The organism is Shimazuella sp. NTD248, assembly GCF_059510395.1.
Genome location: NZ_JCAJZT010000002.1, coordinates 218,206 through 233,807, shown reverse-complemented (window position 1 = coordinate 233,807; position 15,602 = coordinate 218,206). Strand labels below are relative to the sequence as shown.

The following is a 15,602-nucleotide window of genomic DNA, read 5'->3' as shown; positions in this document are numbered from 1 at the left end:
ATCAGGGTGGTTTTTTATTTTGACTAGGAGGATATCTACATTGTATTGGAAAAAACTATTTATTTTTGGATTTATTTCCGTTTTATGTTTGGGATTAATAGCTTGTTCATCTGAAAAAACACAAGAAAAAGAAGTAACAGTTGTATTGGACTGGACTCCTAATACCAACCATACGGGCTTATATGTTGCACAGGTGAAAAACTACTTCAAAGAAGCTGGATTACAGGTACACATTATACAACCGGGGAAATCAACGGCGGAACAACTGGTGGCCTCAGGCAAAGCGGATTTTGGCGTTAGTTACCAAGAGGGGGTAACGCAGGCAAGGGTTGCAGGTGTACCCATCGTCTCCATTGCAGCTGTACTGCAACACAATACTTCTGGGTTTGCTTCACTTTCCACTTCTGGGATTAAAAGTCCAAAAGATTTTGAAGGGAAGACATATGGTGGATTTGGTTCATTGGTAGAGAAAGCAATGATTCAATCTTTGATGGAAAAGGATCAAGCGGATGTGAGCAAAGTAAAAATTACAAACGTTGGCTCCACTGACTTCTTTACAGCATTGAAACAAGGAATTGATTTTTACTGGATTTATTATGGATGGCAAGGGATCGAAGCAGAGCAAAAGGGCGTCAAGCTAAATATGGTATATCTAGCAGATCAAAATAAAGATCTCGATTACTATACTCCTGTCTTGATCACTTCAGAAGCAAAAATAAAGCAAGACCCCAATGTGGTAAAAGCGTTTATGCGAGCAGTGAGCAAAGGATATCAATTTGCGATTGCACATCCAGATGAAGCAGCAGATATTTTAATAAAACAAAATCCTACTTTAGACAGTAAACTCGTTCATGAGAGTCAAAAGTGGCTCAGTCCTCGGTATCAAGCAGACGCGAAAAGTTGGGGATTACAAAAAGAGTCGGTATGGAGTGGATATACAAACTGGATGAAAAGCCATCAATTATTAGAAGGGAATTTTGATCCGAAAAAAGCATACACCAATCAATTCCTTCCACAAGGAGGCAACTAGAATGAATACGCTCTTAAGCATTCAAATCCTGCCGCAAGATACCAATCGCTCAATCTCTATCCCGCTCATAGAAGAAGCAATAGGCATTATTGAGGCGTCAGGGCTGACATATCGAGTTGGAGCATTGGATACTACTGTAGAAGGGGATTGGGAGGACTTATTAAACCTGATAACGGAGATGAATCAAAGGGTTTTAGATTTAGGCGCCACGCAGACGATGTTTCAAATTAAAATCTTACACAAACCTGAAGGAATCACCATTTCTGCGCTGACTCACAAATATGATGATGAAACGTAGAATATTCCCTCTTGTACTTTCGATCGCTGTGCTTGTGTTTATATGGGAAATCATCTCAATCATTGGTAATTTTCCTGTTTGGCAGTTGCCCAAGCCTTATGTAGTTGGATTAGAGCTCTGGCGATCTTGGACAAGCAGTGAGTACCTCTTGCATGTAGAGGCAACATTTGTCATAGCATCTATCGGCTTTATTCTTAGTATTTTGGTTGGAGTCGGGGTGGCTGTATGTCTCTATTTTTCTACGTTCTTAAAAAGAATCGTCACTCCGCTTCTCCTTTTCAGCCAAAATGTCCCGATCATTGTATTAGCTCCATTATTAGTCGTATGGTTTGGGTTTGGTATAGAGGCTAAGTTGCTTGTCGTCATTTTGGTTTGTTTTTTCCCGATCACAATTGCATTAGTAGATGCATTTGCACAAGTCGATCGGAACTTGCTGAGATATTTGGAGATGTCAGGAGCTACAAAGTGGGAAAAATTTCGTCACTTAGCATTTCCGTCTGCGATCCCAGTTCTTTTTTCCAGTTGTAAATTATCTGCGACATACAGCGTGATGGGAGCAGTAGTGGCGGAATGGCTGGGAACCGAGCGTGGTCTAGGAATGATCATGACACAAGCAGCGAGTTCATTTCGGACAGACCGCGTCTTTGTGTCGATTATTACGATAGTTGTGTTGAGTGGATGTTTTTTCTTTTTGATCAGTTTAATCGAACAATGGTGGAAGCATAAGAGGAAACTATCATGAGTGATTTAACAGTGGAGAATATCTCCTTTCACTATCCAGAGCAAGAAAAATTGTTAGAGAATGTGTCGTTTGAAGTATCATCAGGGACCTCGGTCAGTATTTTAGGCCCTTCTGGCAGTGGGAAGAGTACCTTGTTTTATTTGTTAGCCGGCCTCTATTCACCCACAACTGGAGGGATGAAACTAGGTAAGCATGAACTGAAAAGTAGTGGAATGGTAGGATATATGCCGCAAGACAGTTCTTTGTTTCCTTGGAAGACAGTGAAAGAAAACATACTTCTTGGGAATAAGCTGGCAAGAAAGAAACATCCTTTTTCTCTGGGCCAGTGGTTAGAACGTGCTGGTTTAGTCGATGCAGCCGATAGTTTCCCCCACCAGTTATCAGGAGGTATGAAACAGCGAGTTTCCTTTCTACGGGCATTAGCCAGCGGACACAATATGATTTGTTTAGATGAACCATTTGCTTCTTTAGATGCCCTTACTCGTACCAAAATGCAAAAGTGGCTGGCTAGTTTGATGGCTGTCGACCAAACGTTTTTGTTGATTACCCATCAGATTGAGGAAGCTGTCCTGCTCTCCGATCGAATTCTTCTGTTTACACATGGTTTACAAGGAAAGCCAAAAGAAATCATCAACCCATTTCCTCGATCTGTTCGTTTTGAAGTGCGAAAAACTTCTGCATTTTGGGAGTTTGTGCAAGAAATAGAGGCACAACTTGGATAACAGACGTAAAAAGATTTGTTTGTTGTTTCTACTTCATAAGTTAGTATCGATTTCTATGAAAACAAAGAGCTTGATAGGTTCATGCTCTTTGTTTTTTTACAAATAAATAGAGTAGGAAAAAGACTGAAGCGATGATCGAACCGACTAAAGCAATTTGCATATCGTGTTGAGCATCCCACGGATCACCTTGTAATCCGAGAAATAAGGCGCCTTCTCTAGGTGCAACGAAAGACACCACCCAAACTTCTATTAGTTCATACATGCCGCCTGCTGCGAGGAGACATATATTTGCAAAGAGGATTGCTGATAAACGGCTGATTGGATGAAAAAATCGTATGATCTGATAGACTGGCAAAAGAAAACAGAGACCAAAGGAAAAGTGTACAACACGGTCAAAATAAGCCCGTTTGAACGATAGCCATCTGTCCAGCGGTGTATGATAGGAGTAGTGAGCACCAATTGTATGAAGGGTAAGAAAAACAGCTAAAAGTGTGTAACTAGTGAGGGATAAAGGTATTTTGTTATAGAATGAATATAAGCAGAGGATAAACAAAATAAGAAGAACATTTTCTATCGCCCAATTCAATCGATTTACAGGAGAAATAGCGAGGTATAACCATATAAAGAGAAACGAAGTAAATAAAAAGATTACCCAATTATCTTTTGATGTTGGTTGTGTCATAGGAATACCTCCAGACGGAGTGTATTCTTATCGTATGCTCATCAGGTAAAGAAAGGCAGTTCAAAAGCGGAAGAATGAAAAATAATACAAGGACATAAAAAGGAGAAATTTATGCTTATTCGAACAGTAGAATCTTATGATTATAAGCCTGTGATTTCTGTCATAAATGATTGGTGGAATGGTCGTCATATGGGTGATATGTTACCTAAGTTATTTTTTGATCATTTTCAAGATACGAGTTTTATCGTGGAAGAAAACGGAGAATTAATTGGCTTTTTGATCGGTATTCTATCCCAGTCTCGAAAACGAGAAGCTTATATTCATTTTGTTGGAATTCATCCAAATTACCGGAAAAGTGGATTGGGTCGTAAATTATATGACCTATTTTTTCAAACAGTTAAGAAAAAAGGAGTGGATACTGTTCGCTGTGTAACTTCTCCAGTAAATAAAAATTCAATAGCTTACCACACAAAGTTAGGTTTTACGATGGAAAAAGGAAGTATTGTCATAAATGACATGGAAGTACATGAAGATTATGATGGTGAAGGGCAAGATCGAATCCTATTTGTGAAAAAACTATCATTCATTTAGCGAAATATTGGAAAACTTTGAGTAAAAATGCAGTGATCCCTGCTGCCATCAGCGGACCAACAGGGATTCCACGCAAAAATACAATACCGACAATAGAACCAACAACCAACCCGATCACCAGCCCGGGATCTAACTTTAGTAAGTCCAAGCCTTTTCCATTCATATAAGTTGCCAGAAGTCCACCGATTAAAGCAAACAAACCGGGAAGAGTCGTAAATATATCTCCAATATCTTTTATGGTAACTTTGCCAGATGCAAAAGGTACCAATACGGCGATCGTTAGAAACAGTAAACCAAACTCGAGACCTCTTCTTTCCACACCAGGGAAAAATCGCTCCAAATGAATCAGCTTTAAAATGAGCAAAAAACTTGCTGCTGTCGCGATAATAGGAGAGCGTCCAATTAGTCCTGTTATGATGAGCAATACAAGTATTAGGTCTGAGTTCATATTAAAATGCCCCTGTTCCATAAGTTATGTTATCAACTTATGTACAAGCAAGGGGACTTATGATTGTAGGGAAATAACTCCTTCATGAACCATAGGCACGACATCATAGGTATCAAACTGCAAACAATCCTCGACATCACTCCATTTATCCAGGTGTTTGAGACGCTGTGAAGATTTACTTTGTTTTAACACAGCAAAATCGTTTCGCTTTATCTCTGGAAAACTAGCGGCTAATAAAAGTCCAGCATCATCCAGCGACACATCGTACTGTTGGGAAAGGATAGAAGCGAGATATCCGGCAGCTGTGCTGTCTTCCAGTGAAAATTCTCCTCTCGTACCAGAACAGAAGATCACGATATCTTTTTGAAAACTGGCAGCCTTGTTGGCGCACGCGGTACTATTGACAAAAGCTCCAATCAATATATGGTCAGCTGGTTTAGAAAGTACAATTGCTTGGGTTCCATTGCGAGTACGAAAGGCGATCGATTTATTGCGAACATTATCATTCCGATATTCATAAGGGGAGTTCCCAAGGTCAAATGACTCTGGTTTTAAACCATTATCTTCACCACCGATAATTTTGTCTGTTCCTTTGTAAGCAAGAGCTTCTTCTATTTTCCTCACGGGGATGATTTCTTTTGCTCCATGCGTCATTGCAGTAGTAATGGTGGTAGTTGCACGGAGAATATCTAAAACAATCACCGTTTTTCCTTGGAGAAGATCTGTGTAGTCTCGTTCTTCTGGATAAAAAATAACCGATAGTTTCATGTGTGATCCCGCCATATTGTTAGTGTGTCTGCCCGTAAACCGTGACGAAGTGCCTCAACAGATAATGCATCTGTAGGGGCGATATTACCTAAGTTTACATTGCAACCTGCCAGTTCCATCAGAGTAACTTGCTGTCCTTTTTTAGGGGTTTCCCAGATGCATTTGTTGTTATCGATCATTTGCAGTACTTGTTTGACGTAAGAAGTATCTACTTCACCTTGTTTGTTATATATGCCGATGTTCTCTCCTGTTTCTCGTCCCTCAACGATGACATAAGATGCACCTGCGTCAAGGTCTGTGGAAAATTGATCCACAAGAGAGGACAACTCAGTCGTACTCCCTGCTTGTTTTTTGCCTATTTCTGTAATGACACGAAATTGTTTCTCGATTGCAGATTGGATGAGGGATCGACGTTCTGATAGGTCATAATCGATTACCCCGCTAGAAATTTCTACCCATTCAAAGCCAAGTTCTTTTAGCCACTGGAGATAAGCCTCGTTTTTTTTCTCCATATAAGCTACTTCAAAGAAGGTCCCGCCTGGGTAAAGGTGAACCCCGTATTCTTTTGCCAGCGCAACTTTTTGTCTTGCCACATCTTCTGGTGTAATAGCTAATGTTCCAAAACCTAATTTGATAAAATCGATATGAACCGCAGCTAAAGAAAGTAAATCTTTAAACGCTTGCAGACCAAGCCCTTTATCCATCACCATCGTAATCCCATTTGTCCGCGGTTTAAGTGAACGGTCTGGATTTGTCCAATTTCTCATGTTTAACCTCCCTTTTTTCTATATTTTACCTTACGTGCTTAAGAAGGATGTAATTGTTTTTTAACTACTAAAATACGTGAGCGTTCTTCTTTCCCATGAATTCGTTGTGGGCGATGTATAAGAAAAAAACTGAGCAAAACTGCAAAAATAATAAGTGCTGCTGTTCCAAAGTAAAGAAGAAAAGGATGGTCTGCCAGCATTCCAAATGTAGGAGGACCCAGAGCAACACCAAAAAATCGCACACTGCTGTACAAAGAGGTAATGATTCCTCTTTCTTTCAAACGAATCGCAGAAGTGATCATCATGTTCAAACAAGGAAGGACAAGACCTGCTCCGATACCGATCCATGCAAACAAGGCTACTAAGAAATACAGGTTGTTTACCCATGGAACCACAATCAAAGGAAGACAGAGAAAAAATAAGCCAAGTACTATCATTTGTTTCATTTTACCTATTTGATCTTGGATATGACGACCTGTTAAGAAAGACGTAATACAGAGAGCTAAAAGCGGAACAGCAAGTACGAACCCTTTTTTTATACCAGCTAAACCATAGGAATTTTCCAATGCATCCGATAAAGCAAATAAAGTACCGAACATAGTGAACATGGTTACAGCTCCAACATAAAAAGCAACACTCAACCATCTTCCATGTTGCAAAAAGATGTTCTTCACTTGATGGAGATATGTTTTTATAGAAACAGCACTGTCCACTGGCTGTTCCTTTACAAGCCAGAAAAGGGCAAGTGCAGTGGGAATACATAAGACGGGAAATACAAAAAACATCGCATACCAACTAATGAGGGCAATGACAGATCCTAAAATGGGACTTAGAACCTTACCCATCCCATTGGCAGCTTCAATGGTACCTAAAGCTTTACTTCTCTCTGTTTTATCAAAAATATCACTTGTGAGCACCATAGCGATTGGGGCAGTTCCTGCTGCGCCTATCCCTTGGATTACTCTTGTCCATAACAACAGGTTAAAACCTGCATCTATAATTGCTACGATTCCAGATAAAACACCACCCAAACCATATAAAATCAAACTAAAAATAATCACTTTTTTTCTACCAATTCGATCCGCTAAAAATCCAGCGATGGGAATCATACAAGCAGCAGGAAAGGAAAATAAAGTAATTAAAAGTCCAACCTTTGAAGAACTTATTCCGTACACACTTTGAATACTAGAAAAGACAGGAATAAGCATGGAGTTTCCAAGAACCATGATGATGGGAATACTGCAAAGTGTAAGCAAGGTTCCCCATCCAGCTTTTTTTGTGGTTGTCATAAACGAGCACCTCTTAGTACATTCGTTGGTTCTATTTTTTGGATAAAGCTATTTTATATGCATCATGAATTGAAAAATCTGTATTTGGCGAAACTAGTCCTATCGAATAAACGAAAAGGGATGGTAAGCCATGTATGATCGTCTTCGTAGAGAAATTTCTTATGTGGAAGGGCTGTTAGAAGGATCAACAACGGGTAACAACCCAGATGCTAAAGCTCTTATCAGACTAATCGGTGTAGTGGACGAATTAGTGGAAGCAACCCAAAAATTAGATACTCGTCAAGCAGAGCTAGAAGAATATGCAGAAGCAATTGATGAGGATTTAAATGATTTGGAACTTTTGTTTTATGACGACGAAGATGATGATAATTATTTGATCACTTGTCCAGAGTGCGGAGAAGACGTAGCAGTTGATTTGGATGATTTGGAAGACGATGAAATTGACTTGCTCTGTCCGAACTGCCATACTACATTGACGATTGAAGATGCAAGTGAAGCAGAAGAAATAGAGAAAATAGAAGTTTAACAATCATTGAAGTTCGTATTTCTTATTGAAATAGCACTTCCTATACTACTTTTTAGTATAGGAAAAAAAGACTTGAGAAAAAGATAACTCAAGTCTTTTATCTATCGTTTTTTATTTCATAATATACAATAACTTGCTATAAATATAAGGTTATTAAGATTAGTTCAAAAGAATTAGTGGGGACTCATTTGCTAACTGATCAAATGAGTCCCTACAACAGCCGAACATCCCTCCTTAGAGTGGACTTCGTTTTGGATGCCGATAAGACATCCCGTCAGGACTCGTAGATGGTTGCCCCAGGGCCGATGACACATCGGGAGAAGGTTGCGCCTTGCATGTTGATTTCGGCGGTCCTGTAGTCCTCGTCCACATCGGAAGAAGGCAGGTCACCCTTCAAGTGGCACAACCGGAGCATCCCATCTTCGATCGTCAAACCGTTTTGGATGGGGTAGGCGTATGCGTACTCGATAAGCCACTGTTCTTCCGTGCGCCGACCCAGAACCAGATCTTGGACTTCGTGCTGTTCCCCGACGTAGAAACGGTGCGGTGTCATCTCGCCGACCGACATGCTGGTGATGAAGTCGACAGTGAGCTCCAGACCTGCGACGATCAGCTCATTGGCACGCACCACACTCGGTTCCCCCTTGCCGGACGGGAGGTTCATGAGGATGGATACCTTCTTCGCGGTGATCCATCCTTTGTTGTACTCGATCTCTACCGTTCCGCCAGGGCGGTTGACGCGCTTGAAGTTTACACCGATGAGGTCCACGACGGGGTGGTTTTCGGCCATGACTTCAGTCCCTTTCCAGAGGAGTTGCTGTTGTTTGAGCTACACTCTTTATAAGTATACAGAATTATTTTATAAATCAAAAGGTAAAAAATGGATTCTATAACTTTTTAGATGTGAAAACAATTATGGGAATTGTAAAAAGCATATTTATGAGGGGTTCTTTTGTGGGAATGCTTTTAATTACAAAAATAGAAACTCTTTTGTAATTATTTTTAGTGTTTTCAGAATACAGGGAAATATGGTACAATACTGTTGAATTGGACTATCTGAAAATAAAATTACACATGAATAAAATCATGAGAGTTGTTCTGATAGAAGAGAGGGAAGAGGAAATGGTATTTGTAGATCTAAATTTAGTAGGAGAGGCTATACGAAACTATCGAAAAGAAAAACGTCTTCGGTTAGAAGATCTGGCAGATGAGAATATATCTGTATCTACAATCAGCAATATTGAACGTGGTTTTGCTCACGTGAAGCAAGAAAAAGTAAATTATTTACTTCACAAGTTAGGGATCGATATTTCTGATCTGACGACGTTAGAGCAAAATCTTCAAAAGAAAGATGAGTATATTTCACTACAGCTAACAGGATTGGAATCATGGATTGTCTGTGACGAAGAATCGAAAGCGCTTACAGAATTGAACCATATAAAACTGGTCGATCATCATCCGTTGGCTTCACGAGTTTTTTTTCTCAAAGGGAAGTGCCACCTTCGCTTAAAAGAGTGGAAAAAAGCAATCCATGCATTTTATGAATCGATCAGACTCAGCCGCCTGCAAATGGAAGCAAGTCCCTTAGAAGCTGCATGCTATGATGAATTATCTCGCACAGCTTATTATCAAAATGATGTGTACCAGGCTATTGCCTATGCAGAAAAAGGGCTTGATCTCATACAAGAAAATCCTGATATAAAGCTTTCTTTGATTCGCAACAAAGCGCAGTATTTATTTAAACAATCAAAAGAAGCTGAAGCATTAAAATTGATCAAAGACAATTGGATTCACTTAAGTAATTTAACACAAATGGACTTGATTCTCGATTTTTATCAAGTTCGTGTAAAATTACTTATCATTACAGGATTATGGGATGAAGCTCATGCTTATGCTGAAGAAGGAATTCATTTGGCCAAGCAGAACAATCAGTATTATGCTCTTTGTGTGCTGTGGGGAGAGCTAGGAAAGATTTATATGAACCAATATCAGTATGATCTAGCTGAAGTTTGCTTTCGAACCTCTCAAGTGTTTGAGTTTCACGTAAAAGACAAATCTGCATTGATTTCTACTTATACTTTTTATGGGAAGTTACTTCAAGAACAAAAAGAATATCAACTGGCGAGTGTATTGCTAAACAAAGCAATTCAACTTGGTTCAAAATACAATGAAGTAGAAGATGTTGTGCGTGCTTATTTAGCAATGGGACAAGTTTTTCTTATGAGTAAGGATACAAAAGCAGCTATGGGATATTTTCATAAAGCAAGAGATATGGCAACAGAGCATCATCTGCCTATTCTGGCCTATGAAGCTATTTTCGAAGCTGCAAAAGTATATCAGGAGTTAGATTCAGATAAGTTTATTGCTTGTACTGTTGAGATGTATGAAATGAAAATGGTGATGAATAACAGACCATAGGATATTTTATAAAAATGAAAAATCGATAAAAACTGCTGGAGTGATTCTAGCAGTTTTTTTGTTTGGTTAAGCATAAAGGAAACAAGCCTACCATAAGCATGATGGTAAAACAGGTTTGAGTGGGAATTGAGGTGTGGTATGGATTTAAAACCAATCTATCAAGTATTGCCTCTATCCATTCGGAATCGAATTCAATCACTTCCTAGAACCATTTTATCAGGATTAGAAGAAGTTCGAATTCGCCAAGATCGTCCCTTAGAGGTAATAGCAGCTGGAAAAACATGGTTTGTCAGCAGTAATCAACAATTAAAGCTTGATCCCCGTGATAGTGTTCTTCCCACCCGTGAAGAATGCCATAAACTGCTCAATTTAATCAGTAACCATTCTCTCTATGCATTAGAAGAAGAGCTTCGGCTTGGCTATATCACAGTAGAAGGAGGACATCGAATTGGCTTAGCTGGGAAAGTGATAACAGAAGGTGGAAAAGTGAGACATGTGCGAGATATAACAGCTTTTAACATTCGAATTGCCAGACAAATAAAAGGTGTAGGCAAGGCTTTACTATCAAGTATTATCGATCAAGATCGCATAAAAAACTTGTTAATAGTCTCGCCGCCCGGGTGTGGTAAGACGACTTTGTTACGTGATTTAGCTCGTCTTGTGAGTATAGGAGAAGGGTGTAGTGCAAGAAAAGTAGGTATTGTGGATGAAAGATCAGAAATAGCGGGATGTGTAACAGGTGTTCCCCAACATGATATAGGCCCCCGTTCAGATGTCTTGGATGCTTGTCCAAAAGCAGAAGGAATGATGATGCTGATCCGATCCATGTCTCCAGAAGTTTTAGTAGTGGACGAGATTGGCAGAAGAGAAGATGCTGATGCTATTCATGAAGCTATTTATGCGGGTGTTCACCTATTCACCACCGCTCATGGCAGTTCTATTCAAGAAGTACGCAAACGACCAATTTTACGTGAACTAATTGAGGAAGAAGTTTTTGAACGTATCGTTTTACTAAGTCGTCGTTCTGGACCTGGCACGATCGAAGCAGTTTACGATGGAAAATGTCAGTTAATCCGGAGTACATCGTGCTCAAGTTAATCGGGTGTATCTTACTGCTTCTCGCTACTTCTGGCATTGGGTTTGTGTTTGCCGGGAAATTAGCTGCTAGACCAAAACAAATTCGACGCTTGATCCATGCAATAGCTATTTTAGAAACAGAGATAGGATATGGAAGCAGAAATTTGGCTGCTGCTTGCCATAATATCGGGGAGCGAAACCTAGAAAACGTCAGTGAACTGTTTCATCAAATGTCGCTGCGTCTTACCACGATGGATGGTGCGGCAACATATGAATGTTTGAGGTTAGCTGTGCAAGATTGGTGGCCTGCTACTGCAATGAAATCGAGTGAGAAAGAAGTGTTTTTGCAGTTTTGTAAGACATTAGGGAAATCGGATCGTCATGATCAACTCTCTCATCTAGCTCTGGTGAAACAAAACTTACAAGTAGAAGAACAAAAAGCTAGAGAAGAGCAGACTCAGTATGAAAAGATGGTTCGAACTTTAGGTGTCCTTACAGGAGCGCTCCTGATCATTCTGCTGTACTAGGAGAGGGTCCGAATGCCTTATAACGTCGATACAGTTTTTCAAATAGCTGGAATCGGAATTATCGTCGCTATGATTCACACAGTCTTGAAACAGATGGGGAAAGAAGATTTTGCTCATTGGGTAACATTGTTTGGTTTTGGTGTGGTGCTCTTTATGATTGTCATGCTGTTGCAAGACTTATTTACCACGATAAAAAATGTCTTCCTGTTCCGATCGTGAAGAGGGGGAGGTTTGCTTGGAGATAATCCAGGTGGTGGGGCTTGGGTTAATTGCCACTTTCTTGGTATTGATCATCAAAGAACAAAAACCCGTCTTCGCCTTTCTTTTAGCTACTTTTACGGGCATCATTATTTTCATTGCTTTAGCTGGCAAAATAGCAGAAGTAATAAAAATTTTAGAACATTTGGCCGTACAAGCTCATGTAAACCAATTATTTTTGACGACCATCTTAAAGATTATTGGCATTGCATATATTACGGAATTTGGAGCACAAGTGACGCGAGATGCAGGTCAAGGATCCATTGCTAGTAAGATTGAGTTATCTGGCAAGATTTTAATTATGGTCATGGCAATTCCCATTATCACTGTCATTATCGAAACAGTGATGCAGGTTTTACCAACATGAGGAGGATCGATATGGTAAAAATGTTTCGCATCCTCCTGCTCACTGTTTTCTTTCTATATCTGGGTACTGGTATTGTTTTTGCAACGGAAAACCCGAAAGCGACCGAGAGTAATGAAAATCTCATTCGTTCTCAACTTAATAAAATGCAATTAACAGAAGTGGAATCGTTTTGGTCGCAACTGCGTTCCAGTTATGGACAATATTTTAAAGAAAAAGATTTACCCAGTTTGATGGAGCTATTAACGAATCAAAAATCGTTTACTTGGAAAAGTGTACTGATGGCCTTTGTGGAGTATTTTTTTCACGAGGTTCTGCAAGGTGGAAAACTGCTGGGAAGTATCATTGTGCTGACCGTATTTAGCATGATTTTGGCAACTTTACAGACTGCATTCGAACGGAATCAAGTGAGCAAAGTCGCATATGCCATTGTGTTTATGGTGTTAATCGTGTTAGCAGTAGATAGTTTTTCGGTTGCTGTCGCAGCCGCTAAGCATGCGATCGGTGGAATGGTTAATTTTATGTTAGCGTTAATTCCACTGTTGCTCGCATTGCTTGCAACGATGGGTAATATCAGTTCGGTCACATTTTTTCACCCACTCATCATTTTTATGATTCATGTGATTGGAACTGTGATTTATACCGTTGTGCTGCCTCTTCTTTTCTTTTCGACCATCTTACATATTGTCAGCAGTCTTTCTGATAAATATAAGGTAAATCAGCTGGCAGATTTACTTCGCAAAGTAAGTATTGGGGTATTAGGGGTCTTGTTGACACTGTTTCTTGGGGTTTTATCTGTACAAGGTGCTACTACTGCTGTAACAGATGGCATAACTGTGCGTACAGCAAAATATATTAGTGGTAACTTTGTCCCAGTAGTGGGTCGAACGATTGCAGATGCGACAGATACAGTTGTGGGAGCGTCCTTGTTGGTGAAGAATAGTGTAGGACTAGCAGGAGTGATCATTTTATTATTGATCTGTGCTTTTCCCGCGCTAAAGATCTTAACACTTAGTTTTATTTACAATTTTTCAGCTGCAATCATGCAGCCACTTGGGAATAGTCCAATCATTGCAAGTTTAACAACAATTGGACGAACTTTGCTCTATGTGTTTGCAGCGTTAGCAGCAGTTGGATTGATGTTTTTCTTAGCGATAACCATTGTGATCACCTCTGGAAATTTGTCCATGATGATAAGGGGGTAAGGTGGTGGAATGGATGAGTGATTGGATCAGACAAATTATTTTGATCATATTTATCGCTACCTTTATCGACTTACTTCTCCCGAGTTCATCTTTGGAGCGTTATGTCAAATTGATCATGGGTTTAATTATTATCGTTTCGATTCTACAACCCGTTCTACAATTAGTACTCAATGAAGATAAGTGGTTGAAGGTTTCGGCATTACTAGCCCCTGCTGTAGATATGGATCAGTATACGTCTTTGAGAAAAATTCAAGAAAACAGTACAGAGTTAACCCATGTACAACAAGAAGCCATAAAGCAACAATTTCAAAGCTCCATTTCTTCTTGGATTGAAAAGCAAGTAGCACAAAAATATCACGTAAAGGTGGTGAGCGCCAAAGTAACTGCAAATATCGATCAAGAGACACCTGTTATTCAAAAAATTGAAGTGCAGGGTGTAAAAACTGGGGAATCGTCCGCTTCAGAAGTCATAAAACCGATCGAGACTATTGACATTAGCCGAGATATAAAAAAAGAGGAACTGCCAAAACAAGATACAAAAGTTCAGCAAGAGATCCAATACTTTATCGGGAGTGCTTGGAATATTGATGCCAAACAGGTTGCGGTACAAATTCAAAGCAAGTAGGAGTGAAGGACATGCTCCAAAAGTGGTTGCCAAAGCAGAAAAAATGGCATTACCTCATATTAGTTGGGTGCGTGGGAGCTGGTATTCTTCTCTTTTCTTCGTTCCTAACTACACAAGAAGAAGATGCAATTTCAAATTCGCCTTCAACAAACAAGACTACAAACAAACAGACAAGCCATCTGCAACAGAATGGAATGCAAGATTATGAGGAGCAATTCGAATCAGAGCTTTCTGCTATTTTGAGCAAAGTAGTTGGGGTAAGTGATGTATCTGTAGTCGTAAACCTTGATTCAACCGAAGAAGAAGTCGTTCAATCGGACACACGGGAATCAGAGCAAACAACAAATGAAGCAGATACAAAAGGTGGATCTCGATCCGTGAACCAAAACAATGTAGATAAAAAAACTTCTGTATATCGGACAAACCAAGGAGAGCAACCAATTGTGATCAAACGACTTAAGCCACGAGTAAGAGGGGTGCTTGTAGTAGCTCGTGGAGTGGAAAATCTGCAAGTTCGAGCACTGATAATCGAAGCAGTACAGCGTATTTTAGATGTTCCATCGTATCGAATATCTGTTTTACCAAGAGGTTGAGGAGGAATAGTGATGGCAATGAATCGTCAAACTATGTGGCTGGTAACCATGTTGACACTAATGGTAGTATTATCAGCTTACTATATTGTGACCGGTCCAGATCAATCAGCAGGTCCTGCAATCCAGAGTATTGATGAGATGGGGAATGAAAAAAGCGATCAAGTACAAGTAGATATCAAATCATTGGAAAAACCAGTAGCAGTGAAAAAAGAGACCAGTGAAGCAAGTGATTATTTTGTGAGTTATCACATGCAACGAAATGCAACACGAGAAAAGCAATTAGAAGGATACTACCAAGTACTGATGAATCCTACCTCTACGAAACAAGAACTAGAGACAGCAAATACAAAAATCGAAGCGATGAACAAATTGGATAAGGCAGAGACCACTCTTGAAGAACAAATTCGAGAAGCAGGATTTCAAGATGTAGTCGTAATGCAAGAAAATGACCATGTCAATATTATCGTTCAGAGCAAAGATTTGAGTCGAAAGAAAGCAGTTGCAATCATCACAATGGCACAAAAACAAATGCAAGTAGCAGCTGGCCAAATATCTGTAGCTTATAAAGCGTAAGAAGCGTTGCTCATAACGCTTCTTTTTTTATATTCCTTTTTGCTTCATTTTTCTTCTATAACGAGACTTAATTTTCATAATTTATCGTCTACATAACTG

21 protein-coding genes are annotated in these 15,602 nt (G+C 39.6%); 15 read left to right on the top strand and 6 right to left on the bottom strand.

What is annotated here, in order from left to right; all coding sequences use genetic code 11:
• The first annotated feature begins 40 nt into the window (after positions 1–40).
• From AC5WOE_RS05820 to AC5WOE_RS05805, 4 genes are read left to right on the top strand one after another with little or no spacing between them, the layout of a single operon-like run.
• On the top strand, positions 41–1,030 hold the full coding sequence (locus tag AC5WOE_RS05820; protein WP_496052136.1) for an ABC transporter substrate-binding protein: 990 nt from the start codon (positions 41–43) through the stop codon (positions 1,028–1,030).
• 1 nt (position 1,031) lies between these two features.
• A complete protein-coding gene (locus AC5WOE_RS05815; protein WP_496052135.1) occupies positions 1,032–1,328 on the top strand; it encodes a thiamine-binding protein in 297 nt (98 codons plus the stop codon).
• On the top strand, positions 1,318–2,070 hold the full coding sequence (locus AC5WOE_RS05810; protein WP_496052134.1) for an ABC transporter permease: 753 nt from the start codon (positions 1,318–1,320) through the stop codon (positions 2,068–2,070). The genes AC5WOE_RS05815 and AC5WOE_RS05810 overlap by 11 nt, the downstream gene beginning before the upstream one ends.
• The gene (locus AC5WOE_RS05805; protein ID WP_496052133.1) at positions 2,067–2,792 is read left to right on the top strand and encodes an ABC transporter ATP-binding protein; all 726 of its coding nucleotides are present in this window, start codon (positions 2,067–2,069) and stop codon (positions 2,790–2,792) included. The genes AC5WOE_RS05810 and AC5WOE_RS05805 overlap by 4 nt, the downstream gene beginning before the upstream one ends.
• A 79-nt stretch (positions 2,793–2,871) precedes the next feature.
• On the opposite strand, the gene AC5WOE_RS05800 is transcribed toward AC5WOE_RS05805, so the two are convergent.
• Positions 2,872–3,474, bottom strand: coding sequence for a DUF2238 domain-containing protein (locus tag AC5WOE_RS05800; protein ID WP_496052132.1), 603 nt, complete (start codon positions 3,472–3,474; stop codon positions 2,872–2,874).
• A gap of 111 nt (positions 3,475–3,585) precedes the next feature.
• Here AC5WOE_RS05800 and AC5WOE_RS05795 point away from each other — a divergent pair, with 111 nt between their 5' ends.
• Complete coding sequence (locus tag AC5WOE_RS05795; protein ID WP_496052131.1) at positions 3,586–4,065, top strand: GNAT family N-acetyltransferase; 480 nt, start codon at positions 3,586–3,588, stop codon at positions 4,063–4,065.
• Here AC5WOE_RS05795 and AC5WOE_RS05790 read toward each other — a convergent pair.
• Genes AC5WOE_RS05790 through AC5WOE_RS05775 form a run of 4 tightly spaced genes read right to left on the bottom strand, consistent with a single transcriptional unit; the run spans position 4,058 to position 7,337 of the window.
• Positions 4,058–4,513: a DUF441 domain-containing protein gene (locus AC5WOE_RS05790; RefSeq protein WP_496049656.1), complete on the bottom strand. Its 456-nt coding sequence runs from the start codon at positions 4,511–4,513 to the stop codon at positions 4,058–4,060. The genes AC5WOE_RS05795 and AC5WOE_RS05790 overlap by 8 nt on opposite strands.
• Before the next feature lie 57 nt (positions 4,514–4,570).
• Positions 4,571–5,281: a 2-phosphosulfolactate phosphatase gene (locus tag AC5WOE_RS05785; RefSeq protein WP_496052130.1), complete on the bottom strand. Its 711-nt coding sequence runs from the start codon at positions 5,279–5,281 to the stop codon at positions 4,571–4,573.
• Complete coding sequence (gene comA, locus AC5WOE_RS05780; RefSeq protein ID WP_496052129.1) at positions 5,278–6,048, bottom strand: phosphosulfolactate synthase; 771 nt, start codon at positions 6,046–6,048, stop codon at positions 5,278–5,280. The genes AC5WOE_RS05785 and comA overlap by 4 nt, the downstream gene beginning before the upstream one ends.
• Before the next feature lie 38 nt (positions 6,049–6,086).
• Positions 6,087–7,337: an MFS transporter gene (locus tag AC5WOE_RS05775; RefSeq protein WP_496049659.1), complete on the bottom strand. Its 1,251-nt coding sequence runs from the start codon at positions 7,335–7,337 to the stop codon at positions 6,087–6,089.
• Positions 7,338–7,467: 130 nt separating this feature from the next.
• On the opposite strand from AC5WOE_RS05775, the gene AC5WOE_RS05770 reads away from it, so the two are divergent.
• Positions 7,468–7,863, top strand: a complete 396-nt coding sequence (locus AC5WOE_RS05770) for a CD1247 N-terminal domain-containing protein (RefSeq protein WP_496052128.1) — start codon at positions 7,468–7,470, stop codon at positions 7,861–7,863.
• Positions 7,864–8,137: 274 nt separating this feature from the next.
• On the opposite strand, the gene AC5WOE_RS05765 is transcribed toward AC5WOE_RS05770, so the two are convergent.
• Positions 8,138–8,653: a hypothetical protein gene (locus AC5WOE_RS05765; protein WP_496049661.1), complete on the bottom strand. Its 516-nt coding sequence runs from the start codon at positions 8,651–8,653 to the stop codon at positions 8,138–8,140.
• A 332-nt stretch (positions 8,654–8,985) separates the two neighbouring features.
• Between AC5WOE_RS05765 and AC5WOE_RS05760 the strand changes: the two genes are divergently transcribed.
• The 9 genes from AC5WOE_RS05760 to AC5WOE_RS05720 all read left to right on the top strand — a co-directional run bounded on the left by AC5WOE_RS05760 (position 8,986) and on the right by AC5WOE_RS05720 (position 15,503).
• On the top strand, positions 8,986–10,281 hold the full coding sequence (locus AC5WOE_RS05760) for a helix-turn-helix domain-containing protein (RefSeq protein ID WP_496052127.1): 1,296 nt from the start codon (positions 8,986–8,988) through the stop codon (positions 10,279–10,281).
• Between the two features lie 138 nt (positions 10,282–10,419).
• On the top strand, positions 10,420–11,379 hold the full coding sequence (gene spoIIIAA / locus AC5WOE_RS05755) for a stage III sporulation protein AA (RefSeq protein WP_496049663.1): 960 nt from the start codon (positions 10,420–10,422) through the stop codon (positions 11,377–11,379).
• Positions 11,367–11,885, top strand: coding sequence for a stage III sporulation protein SpoIIIAB (gene spoIIIAB / locus AC5WOE_RS05750; protein ID WP_496052126.1), 519 nt, complete (start codon positions 11,367–11,369; stop codon positions 11,883–11,885). The genes spoIIIAA and spoIIIAB overlap by 13 nt, the downstream gene beginning before the upstream one ends.
• 12 nt (positions 11,886–11,897) lie before the next feature.
• On the top strand, positions 11,898–12,104 hold the full coding sequence (gene spoIIIAC / locus AC5WOE_RS05745; RefSeq protein ID WP_160802473.1) for a stage III sporulation protein AC: 207 nt from the start codon (positions 11,898–11,900) through the stop codon (positions 12,102–12,104).
• 16 nt (positions 12,105–12,120) lie between these two features.
• Positions 12,121–12,510, top strand: coding sequence for a stage III sporulation protein AD (gene spoIIIAD, locus AC5WOE_RS05740; protein WP_240873997.1), 390 nt, complete (start codon positions 12,121–12,123; stop codon positions 12,508–12,510).
• Between the two features lie 11 nt (positions 12,511–12,521).
• Entirely contained in the window at positions 12,522–13,712 is a 1,191-nt protein-coding gene (spoIIIAE, locus tag AC5WOE_RS05735; protein ID WP_496049665.1) for a stage III sporulation protein AE, read from the top strand.
• A gap of 13 nt (positions 13,713–13,725) precedes the next feature.
• A complete protein-coding gene (spoIIIAF, locus tag AC5WOE_RS05730) occupies positions 13,726–14,337 on the top strand; it encodes a stage III sporulation protein AF (RefSeq protein ID WP_496049666.1) in 612 nt (203 codons plus the stop codon).
• Positions 14,338–14,348: 11 nt separating this feature from the next.
• Positions 14,349–14,930, top strand: a complete 582-nt coding sequence (gene spoIIIAG / locus AC5WOE_RS05725) for a stage III sporulation protein AG (protein ID WP_496049667.1) — start codon at positions 14,349–14,351, stop codon at positions 14,928–14,930.
• Positions 14,931–14,942: 12 nt separating this feature from the next.
• Positions 14,943–15,503: a SpoIIIAH-like family protein gene (locus tag AC5WOE_RS05720; RefSeq protein WP_496049668.1), complete on the top strand. Its 561-nt coding sequence runs from the start codon at positions 14,943–14,945 to the stop codon at positions 15,501–15,503.
• The last annotated feature ends 99 nt before the right edge of the window (positions 15,504–15,602 follow it).

Bases quoted from the DNA above. Each gene is read 5' to 3' on its own strand.
- spoIIIAF (WP_496049666.1), top strand. From the start codon at position 13,726: ATGAGTGATTGGATCAGACAAATTATTTTGATCATATTTATCGCTACC.
- spoIIIAC (WP_160802473.1), top strand. From the start codon at position 11,898: ATGCCTTATAACGTCGATACAGTTTTTCAAATAGCTGGAATCGGAATT.
- AC5WOE_RS05810 (WP_496052134.1), top strand. From the start codon at position 1,318: ATGAAACGTAGAATATTCCCTCTTGTACTTTCGATCGCTGTGCTTGTG.
- AC5WOE_RS05760 (WP_496052127.1), top strand. From the start codon at position 8,986: ATGGTATTTGTAGATCTAAATTTAGTAGGAGAGGCTATACGAAACTAT.
- AC5WOE_RS05795 (WP_496052131.1), top strand. From the start codon at position 3,586: ATGCTTATTCGAACAGTAGAATCTTATGATTATAAGCCTGTGATTTCT.
- AC5WOE_RS05815 (WP_496052135.1), top strand. From the start codon at position 1,032: ATGAATACGCTCTTAAGCATTCAAATCCTGCCGCAAGATACCAATCGC.
- AC5WOE_RS05770 (WP_496052128.1), top strand. From the start codon at position 7,468: ATGTATGATCGTCTTCGTAGAGAAATTTCTTATGTGGAAGGGCTGTTA.
- comA (WP_496052129.1), bottom strand. From the start codon at position 6,048: ATGAGAAATTGGACAAATCCAGACCGTTCACTTAAACCGCGGACAAAT.
- spoIIIAG (WP_496049667.1), top strand. From the start codon at position 14,349: ATGCTCCAAAAGTGGTTGCCAAAGCAGAAAAAATGGCATTACCTCATA.
- spoIIIAE (WP_496049665.1), top strand. From the start codon at position 12,522: ATGGTAAAAATGTTTCGCATCCTCCTGCTCACTGTTTTCTTTCTATAT.
- AC5WOE_RS05765 (WP_496049661.1), bottom strand. From the start codon at position 8,653: ATGGCCGAAAACCACCCCGTCGTGGACCTCATCGGTGTAAACTTCAAG.
- AC5WOE_RS05720 (WP_496049668.1), top strand. From the start codon at position 14,943: ATGGCAATGAATCGTCAAACTATGTGGCTGGTAACCATGTTGACACTA.
- AC5WOE_RS05790 (WP_496049656.1), bottom strand. From the start codon at position 4,513: ATGAACTCAGACCTAATACTTGTATTGCTCATCATAACAGGACTAATT.
- AC5WOE_RS05800 (WP_496052132.1), bottom strand. From the start codon at position 3,474: ATGACACAACCAACATCAAAAGATAATTGGGTAATCTTTTTATTTACT.
- AC5WOE_RS05775 (WP_496049659.1), bottom strand. From the start codon at position 7,337: ATGACAACCACAAAAAAAGCTGGATGGGGAACCTTGCTTACACTTTGC.
- AC5WOE_RS05805 (WP_496052133.1), top strand. From the start codon at position 2,067: ATGAGTGATTTAACAGTGGAGAATATCTCCTTTCACTATCCAGAGCAA.
- spoIIIAA (WP_496049663.1), top strand. From the start codon at position 10,420: ATGGATTTAAAACCAATCTATCAAGTATTGCCTCTATCCATTCGGAAT.
- AC5WOE_RS05785 (WP_496052130.1), bottom strand. From the start codon at position 5,281: ATGAAACTATCGGTTATTTTTTATCCAGAAGAACGAGACTACACAGAT.